At 49.8% G+C, this 7,259-nt stretch carries 6 protein-coding genes and 1 rRNA gene; 1 reads left to right on the top strand and 6 read right to left on the bottom strand.

Features of this window, described 5'->3' with window-relative positions; translation table 11 throughout:
- Window positions 1-273 (bottom strand): 16S ribosomal RNA (locus D3P08_RS25560); the annotation flags it as partial.
- 393 nt (window positions 274-666) lie between these two features.
- Window positions 667-1,545, bottom strand: a complete 879-nt coding sequence (locus D3P08_RS25555) for a nucleotidyltransferase-like protein (protein WP_119602958.1) — start codon at window positions 1,543-1,545, stop codon at window positions 667-669.
- 161 nt (window positions 1,546-1,706) lie between these two features.
- On the opposite strand from D3P08_RS25555, the gene D3P08_RS25550 reads away from it, so the two are divergent.
- A complete protein-coding gene (locus D3P08_RS25550; RefSeq protein ID WP_119602966.1) occupies window positions 1,707-2,060 on the top strand; it encodes a YgzB family protein in 354 nt (117 codons plus the stop codon).
- 85 nt (window positions 2,061-2,145) lie between these two features.
- Here D3P08_RS25550 and D3P08_RS25545 read toward each other — a convergent pair whose 3' ends face one another.
- The 4 genes from D3P08_RS25545 to D3P08_RS25530 form a co-directional block, all read right to left on the bottom strand.
- Window positions 2,146-3,879: a glycosyl hydrolase family 18 protein gene (locus tag D3P08_RS25545; RefSeq protein WP_119602957.1), complete on the bottom strand. Its 1,734-nt coding sequence runs from the start codon at window positions 3,877-3,879 to the stop codon at window positions 2,146-2,148.
- A gap of 111 nt (window positions 3,880-3,990) precedes the next feature.
- Entirely contained in the window at window positions 3,991-4,422 is a 432-nt protein-coding gene (gene perR, locus D3P08_RS25540) for a peroxide-responsive transcriptional repressor PerR (RefSeq protein ID WP_119602956.1), read from the bottom strand.
- A gap of 91 nt (window positions 4,423-4,513) precedes the next feature.
- Window positions 4,514-6,454 carry a DUF4097 family beta strand repeat-containing protein gene (locus D3P08_RS25535; protein ID WP_119602955.1) on the bottom strand — a complete coding sequence of 647 codons (1,941 nt, stop codon included), beginning with the start codon at window positions 6,452-6,454 and terminating at the stop codon, window positions 4,514-4,516.
- Window positions 6,436-7,164, bottom strand: a complete 729-nt coding sequence (locus D3P08_RS25530; protein WP_119602954.1) for an MgtC/SapB family protein — start codon at window positions 7,162-7,164, stop codon at window positions 6,436-6,438. The genes D3P08_RS25535 and D3P08_RS25530 overlap by 19 nt, the downstream gene beginning before the upstream one ends.
- Between the last annotated feature and the right edge of the window lie 95 nt (window positions 7,165-7,259).

Below are 7,259 nucleotides of genomic sequence, written 5' to 3'. Positions count from 1 at the left end.
TTACCTCACCAACTAGCTAATGCGCCGCAGGTCCATCTGTAAGCGACAGATTGCTCCGTCTTTCCCGAGTCGGCCATGCGACCAACTCGCGTATCCGGTATTAGCATTCGTTTCCGAATGTTATCCCAGTCTTACAGGCAGGTTACCTACGTGTTACTCACCCGTCCGCCGCTAAGCATCGTGAAAGCAAGCTTTCACTTAGCTCCGCTCGACTTGCATGTATTAGGCACGCCGCCAGCGTTCGTCCTGAGCCAGGATCAAACTCTCCATAAAGGTGTTTGATTGCTCATTACGTTTGTTGCTTGAAGCTTTTCGCATCGGCTAAAGCCGAGTACGAAAACTTCTTATATCTATTAACTCGTCACCGAATTAACAGGGCAGTTTCGCTCGTTGTTCAGTTTTCAAAGAACAATCTCTTTTCTTTCGTGTCGCCCGTGTCTCAGCGGCGACTTTTATAATATATCACAGTTGCCTATCTCATTGCAAGTACTTTTTTTCGAATTCGACATTTTTTTTAATCATGTCTTCGTTCTTCATTTACTACCTGCAAAAGCGGCGAGTTCTAATTTAACATAGGTAAATGGAACAAGTCAACACTTTATTTACATCCATCATATTAAAAGGGGATGCGAAGAAGAATCCCCTCATCGCATCCCATTCATACACCTACATATTCGATGCCAAGTATCTGAGTTCGAGGGCATTCGCATCGCTCGGATCATGCATAATCGCTACTTCTCTCAGATACGAACGCTTAACCAGCTTCTGGATCACTAACGACAAATCGACCCGTAGCTCGCTAATAAGCGGATGCGCTTGCAGTTCTCCGATGCTCCACGGCTCCTCCCTGCTGCTAATCAGATCTAAAAGAAGGGAGCAGCAGGATTTCATTTTATTCATAACCGAGAACTCGCAAGCCAGCATAACAAGCTGCACTCGCTGCTCCAACGTCTCCGGACTTGCAGTCAATTCCTCATAAAGCTTATAAATGCCGGGATGGACTCTTCTTAGCTGCTTCCAGACCGTTAGTTCCGGATGTCGTCCTTCTTCAATTAAAACAATGTGGGCCCAATGATGAAGTGCGGTTAATATGTGACTGTATGCATCCAGCAGATTTCCGTCCAGCAGATCCTGCTTCGCTTGCAAGTATGTCCGTAAGAATCCGGCAAACTCGATGAATCGCTTTTGCTCGCGCATGGATTCAGGAAACAACAGCAACCGTTCTCGAACGTCCGCCAAATAACCTTCGCGATCCAACAATATCTCCCCCCGCACTATCCATTCAATTATGTTACGATTTTCGCCGCCTGTGATCCGCGATTCCAGCTCTTCCCGGCCCAATGTACGTATGAGTACACGGTCGCCGTCTAGCTGAACATGCGCCGCAGATTCCTCCCCTGCCTTCGCAGCGGTCACGACAAGCACTAATATATCTAATCCATCAATGAGCGGGTTATAGGAATAGGGATTCTTTATGACAGATATAGACAATAATCCTGGCAATTCCCGATAAGTGCCTATTACATAATCTTTGATATGCTCCACAGGTTCCTCCGTATAGCTAATCCATCTTGATTAAGCTATAATGATTATCTACAGGTATTCTTTTTCGACAGACTGCACGCACATTCCTGCTTTGCAATCAAGAAATTCAGTCTCAATTTCGTAAGACTATTGTCACGGGAAGGGTTTGAATCATGAAAAAAATCTTTTTTAAATCGGCAAAAATCAACGAATTTCGCCTGTGGGGACTTGTTTTTACGCTTGTCGGCATGGGAATTATGATACTGGGGACCGCAGGAATTATCCTGTGGGGACAAGTCGGAAAAATATTTGCAGGTATCTTCATGGTGTTCGGCATGATCTCGCTCCTTATTAGCGTAGCCGTCTACTTCTGGGCGGGCATGATGTCCACTAGCGCGACGATGCTCCAATGTCCGGAATGCGGACGCCAGACCAAAATGCTCGGCAAGACCGACCGTTGTATGTTCTGCCGCACCATGCTTACGCTTGATCCGAATCAAGCGACGGAGCATCCGGCGGAGAATGCGCAGGCCTAAATCCCTTACAACCTCTAAAAGCAAAACCGAAAGAGACCTTCGAAGCTGCTGCTTCGAAGGTCTCTTTTTGATAAAAACCGATAAATTATGGCCTTTTCGACAACGACTCATCAATTACTGTCCAAATGGATGGCGTCTGGAATGACCGCTGCCAAGTCGCGACACCCGCCAAATCGTATTTGCGGGCTAATTCGACCCGCGCTTTCATGGATACTTCATCTTCGATCCAAATCCGCTTCAGTGCCCCGTCCTCGGTATATTCGACATAGTTCTGTCCTGCCGCCTCATCAAATACGGGCTTCAGCTTTTTGTCCGCAATGATCGTTTTTACAGCTTCCATCCCAACGGCTTTTGAAGAGACCTTAACCTCGCCGGAGGCTTCCTTCGTCTCCGTCCATATCCTTGTATAGAGCGGCATGCTAAGCACCAGCTTACTAGCGGGAACGCCGTCTTCCTTCATAATTTTTGTAATGGCGTTTTCCGCCCAAGGCAGCGATGCCACCGAACCCGCTTTCGGGCTAGACGCCCAATGCTCATCGTAGGCCATCACCATCATATAGTCGACGACCTTGCCAAGCGCGGCGCGGTCCAGAAATACCGACCACATCTCGCTGGTCGATTTCGGCGTGACGTCGATCGAAACCACTAACCCTTGCTCATGAAGAAGCGGCGTCATCTCCTTCATAAATTGAACGAGATTCTCTTTGTCCTTCGTATAGACATTTTCGAAATCGACGTTGATCCCCTGCAGGTCATAAATCTTGGCAAAAGCAATCAGCTGCTGAATCATCGAGAACCTCGATTCAACCGTTGCAAGCGCTTCGGTCGTGCGATCCGGTTCAAAGCCATTGCTGAACAGCGCCCACACCTGATAACCGCGTTCATGCGCCCATTTCACATAGGCTGAGTCCGCTTTTCCTTTTATCGTCCCCTTGCCGTCCTGCAATTCGAACCAAGTCGGGCTCACGACATTTACGCCGGGCATTTCGCCGATTTTTGTCGGATCTACCCTGCGCTCGTAGACAGCCTCCCAGGTAAGGTTGATTTTGCTGCCCATCACCTTCCATGGAACAAATGCATCCTGCTTCTCGAGCTTCGGCACCTGTTCAATCGTCGTGAGCTTCACATTCTTTTTATTCATATAACCGACATGACCGTTCTTCGTCTGTACGAGCAGCCAGCCTTCAATGTCTTGCCAGATCCGAACGGACTCGCCTCGCGGCACTTTGACCAGATAAGGCTCTCTAATTGAGGGCGCTGCTCGAACTGCCGCGCCGTTCTCGGGAAGCGATTCCGCAAGCTGAATCGCATCCCCCTCTTGAAGCAGGGTCACGATCCCGCTTTCCTGATCATATTCCGTCTTTAGACCGAACAACTCTTCCAGCGGAGCCGTCGGGATGTAGACTGTATCGTCTATCACTTCCGCCGAAAGCGAGAGCTTGTACGGTTTTTGATTTATAATGCCGGTTAGAGCTTCCGTCTTAAAACGCAGCACTTTGTCCGTAGTCGTCAATACCAGCGTTCCTGTATCCTTCTCGTAATGAATAGGCTTGTCCTCTCCAAGCAGCTCCTCTAAGAGCGGCAACGGCAGCTTTACTTCCCCATTCTCGACAACAGCGCCATAAGCGGTATCCGCTCCGCTTACGATGATGGGATTCGCGGCGCTATAGCGCGGCTCTTGATGCTCGTTGCTCGGAATATATTTCAGATAGCCGAACCATCCGAATGAAACAATTGCTGCAGCCATAAAAAGAAATAAAAATACGCTGAACCCTCTCCGTTTTTGGGGTCGGGGCGCGCGTACGTAATTCGTGTCCAATCGATCACGCTCCTGTTTGCAAATTATATTGTGTCCAAACAAAAACGTGCTGTACAGCGTTGATCGCTTTCGGCACGTTCTGCTCTATTGCATATCCAATTGTTAGACGCATTATTTCGCGGAAGAGTTGCAGTTCCCGCATAATCCGTATATTTCCATACGGTGTCCGTGCACCGTAAAGCCTGTTTCCTTAGAAGCAGCCTTCTCTACCTCAAGCAGCGGCGGGTAACCGAAATCGACGATTTCTCCGCAGCTTTTGCATATCGCATGATAATGATCCGAAAGATCCGCATCGAACCGGCTTGAATCATCGCCGTATGTGAGTTCACGCACTAAGCCAGCTTCAACAAACAATCTCAAATTGTTGTAAATGGTCGCGACGCTCATGCTCGGATATGCTGGAGAGAGCGCCTTGTGAATCTCATCCGCAGTGGGATGGGATTTGGATTCCATCAAGTAGCTTAGAATGGCGTGACGTTGCGGGGTCATCCGGACGCCATTCGTTTTCAGTTGTTCCAAAGCCAAATGAACGCTAGCTGCCAATCCCCTCACGCCTTTCTTTATAATGTTTATTATTTCGTTATTACTATTGTACGTTCACGTTTGTAAATTTGTCAATGAAAGCGCCCTTTGTCTAAATCCCCTGACCATGTATCGATATGCTGTTTGTCGCGTTAATATGAATCCGATAAACGTTTTCCCCTATTGTCCCTCTTATGGTTTTACGCGTCTGCTCCAGCGGCAGATCTGTCGTGATGTTCCCAAAAGTTACCGATCCGTATACGCTAAAGTTGCCGTTGTAAGGAACCTGCAGTTTAATTTCGCCTACGGAGCTGTCCAAATCCCAATTGCCGCCGACTACCGGGCTGGCTATCTCGATACTGCCGTTCAGCGTGTCGGCTTTTACATCCGAAGAGGCGCCTGATACAAGTATGCCCCCGTTTTTTGTTTCGACATCCAAATCGCCCGCAATATTGCTCAGCTCGATGTCGCCGTTCAATGTACTGGCATAGATCGCACCATCGCTGATTGAATTAGCCAGGATGGTTCCATTCTTCGTAACAAGACTGGTCTTACCCGCTACCGAATCCGCTTCAATGCTGCTGTTAACCCCCTCTACCGACACAGGTCCCAGAATGGAGGACAGCTTTACAAGACCGCTTCCGTTTCGTACGGTAACGCCATCCGCCGCGCTCAGACTCGATACGGTTACAGAACCGTTGTCGCTTTCGATTTCAAGCTTTATCGTCTGAACAGGCTCCGGGGGAACGGCAAGCTCCTCCTTCGGAAGCTCCTCCAGCAGCGGCGACGGATCTAGGCTTGAATTGCTTTCCAGCCCCTCCACCCCGCTCTCCTGCTCTTCTTCGAGTGCGTTTCCGCTGGATACGGCTTGACCTGCCGCGGATGTCGCCCCTGGCTCCGGCGTTGCCGCAACAGAATCAGGCGGCATCGTATCAGCAGCCTCAGGTGGAGCTTCCACCTCCGGCAGCGTAATGATCATATTCATGCGAGGCAGCCGGTTACCGTTTGGACCAAATGCCTGTCCTTTCCCTTCGATTACTATCTCATTGCCGGGATTGATCTCAATGATGGATTGCTCGGCAATTTCGGCGGCCTCCGCTTCGCTCGCAAGATCGATCCAAACCGTTGCTTGCAGCTCCACTTCCTCCACGTCTCCGGAACGAACGGTTAAATCGCCGTTGGCATTGATCACTTTTATGGAGGTTACGTTTTCATCGAACGGCACTTTAATCACATTTTTATCGAAGCGATAGCCCTTCTCCTCGCCGTAATCATGCCTCCCGTTCAAGTCTACGTTGAATTGGTCCAGCCAACGGACCGGAAAGTCCGCATATTGGGTGATCGCATATGCCGTTACGGTAATGACCAGCGCGGCCGTAAAGCCAGGCATGTCTAGCCGAAGCTTCCCAGCTTTGCCTTTGAGGACCGTCGCATACAAGATCATCTCCATGCCTAACAATATGAATACGACGGGCCACCATTCGGACAATACCGCAATATCATTGCGTCCTTTCGCCAGATCCCATATAAGCAGCGCCCCTATCGCAAAAATAACGACAGCAGCTGTCATTCGCCCAAGCTTGAACATCCGTGCAGCTCCTTTCCTTGCGAATAGAACAAGCGCGATCGAAACGAGCATGAGCAGCGGGCCGACCGACCATTCCGCAAGCTCGTTCATCCAAGGCAGCATAAAATGGGGCGGCTTCACCAATATCATCATGAGAAGCCCCGCCGACGCAAGCAGGATGCCGCCTTTCAGACGCAACCCAGACGGTTCGGTGTATTGGGGCTCATCCATCTGCAGCACTTCATACACACTAATAAAATAAAACAAAGGGAGAAGCAGCATAAGGTAGACAATTAACAGCAAATGTCTTCCGCCGTCCGAATCCGCCAGCCTGAATATCGCCGTATAATCGAGCAGCAGCCCGGCGAAAAGCAAAAAGCCTTTCGCGTATTGGCCATTCCATACATGCCCCATCCCGGGAAGCAGGAAGGCAAGCAGGACCGAAGCCAGCCTTCCGCCGCGCCGTTTTATTCCGAGCTTACCCAACGTATGCCCTCCAGTTTTTTAAGGTCGTCTATTAAAGTCATGCTATTGTTATGGCGATTAGGCATCGTGATATGCATGATGAGCCGGGTCTCCGTCCGGACAGTCTCCGCGTTTCGGTCATCGTCTTCTTCTACGTCCTCCAGATGCATCTTCCTCACCGTTATATTCCGATCGTTCAGCATGCCGGTCAGCTTGCTCATTAACAAGGAGATGTCCGAGGATTGAACCTTAATGATGAATTCTTTCTTTCCTTTTATATACCGCTTCTCCAGCTTATTGAAGAGCCAAAGCGTGAGCAGCACCATCACCGTCACACTAGCGGAGGCGAAATAGAAGCCCGCGCCCACCGCCAGTCCGATCGCGGCCACAACCCATAGCGAAGCGGCTGTCGTAAGCCCCGTAATCGACTTCCCTGTGAACAATATCGTGCCCGCGCCTAGAAAACCGACTCCTGTAATGACAGCGGCGGCCAGCCTCGCAGGGTCAACCCGCACATTCGCCTCTTTCACAAAATCGGAAAAGCCGTAAATCGACAGCAGCATCAATAAACAAGCGCCGAGACAGACTAATATATTCGTACGGAGTCCCGCCGCGTGGTTGGACTGCTCCCGCTCCAATCCGATAAGCCCGCCAAGCAGAAGCGCCGTCGACAACCGAATGAGAATGTCCAGTTCGCTTATAAACCATGGATTATGAGTTGCGCTTAGCATCGCGATTCTGTCCTTTCTTTGTCAAAAGATGTGCCTCATTCGCTTATTCTATGCGGAAAAAGGCGCGATTCATCATCCAGAATGAATCGCGCCTT

This window comes from Paenibacillus nanensis, assembly GCF_003583765.1.
Classification (GTDB): domain Bacteria; phylum Bacillota; class Bacilli; order Paenibacillales; family Paenibacillaceae; genus Pristimantibacillus; species Pristimantibacillus nanensis.
This window is presented reverse-complemented; position numbering and strand designations above follow the sequence as displayed.

Coding starts and splice junctions, on each gene's coding strand:
- D3P08_RS25530 (WP_119602954.1), bottom strand. CDS start 7,164: ATGCTAAGCGCAACTCATAATCCATGGTTTATAAGCGAACTGGACATT.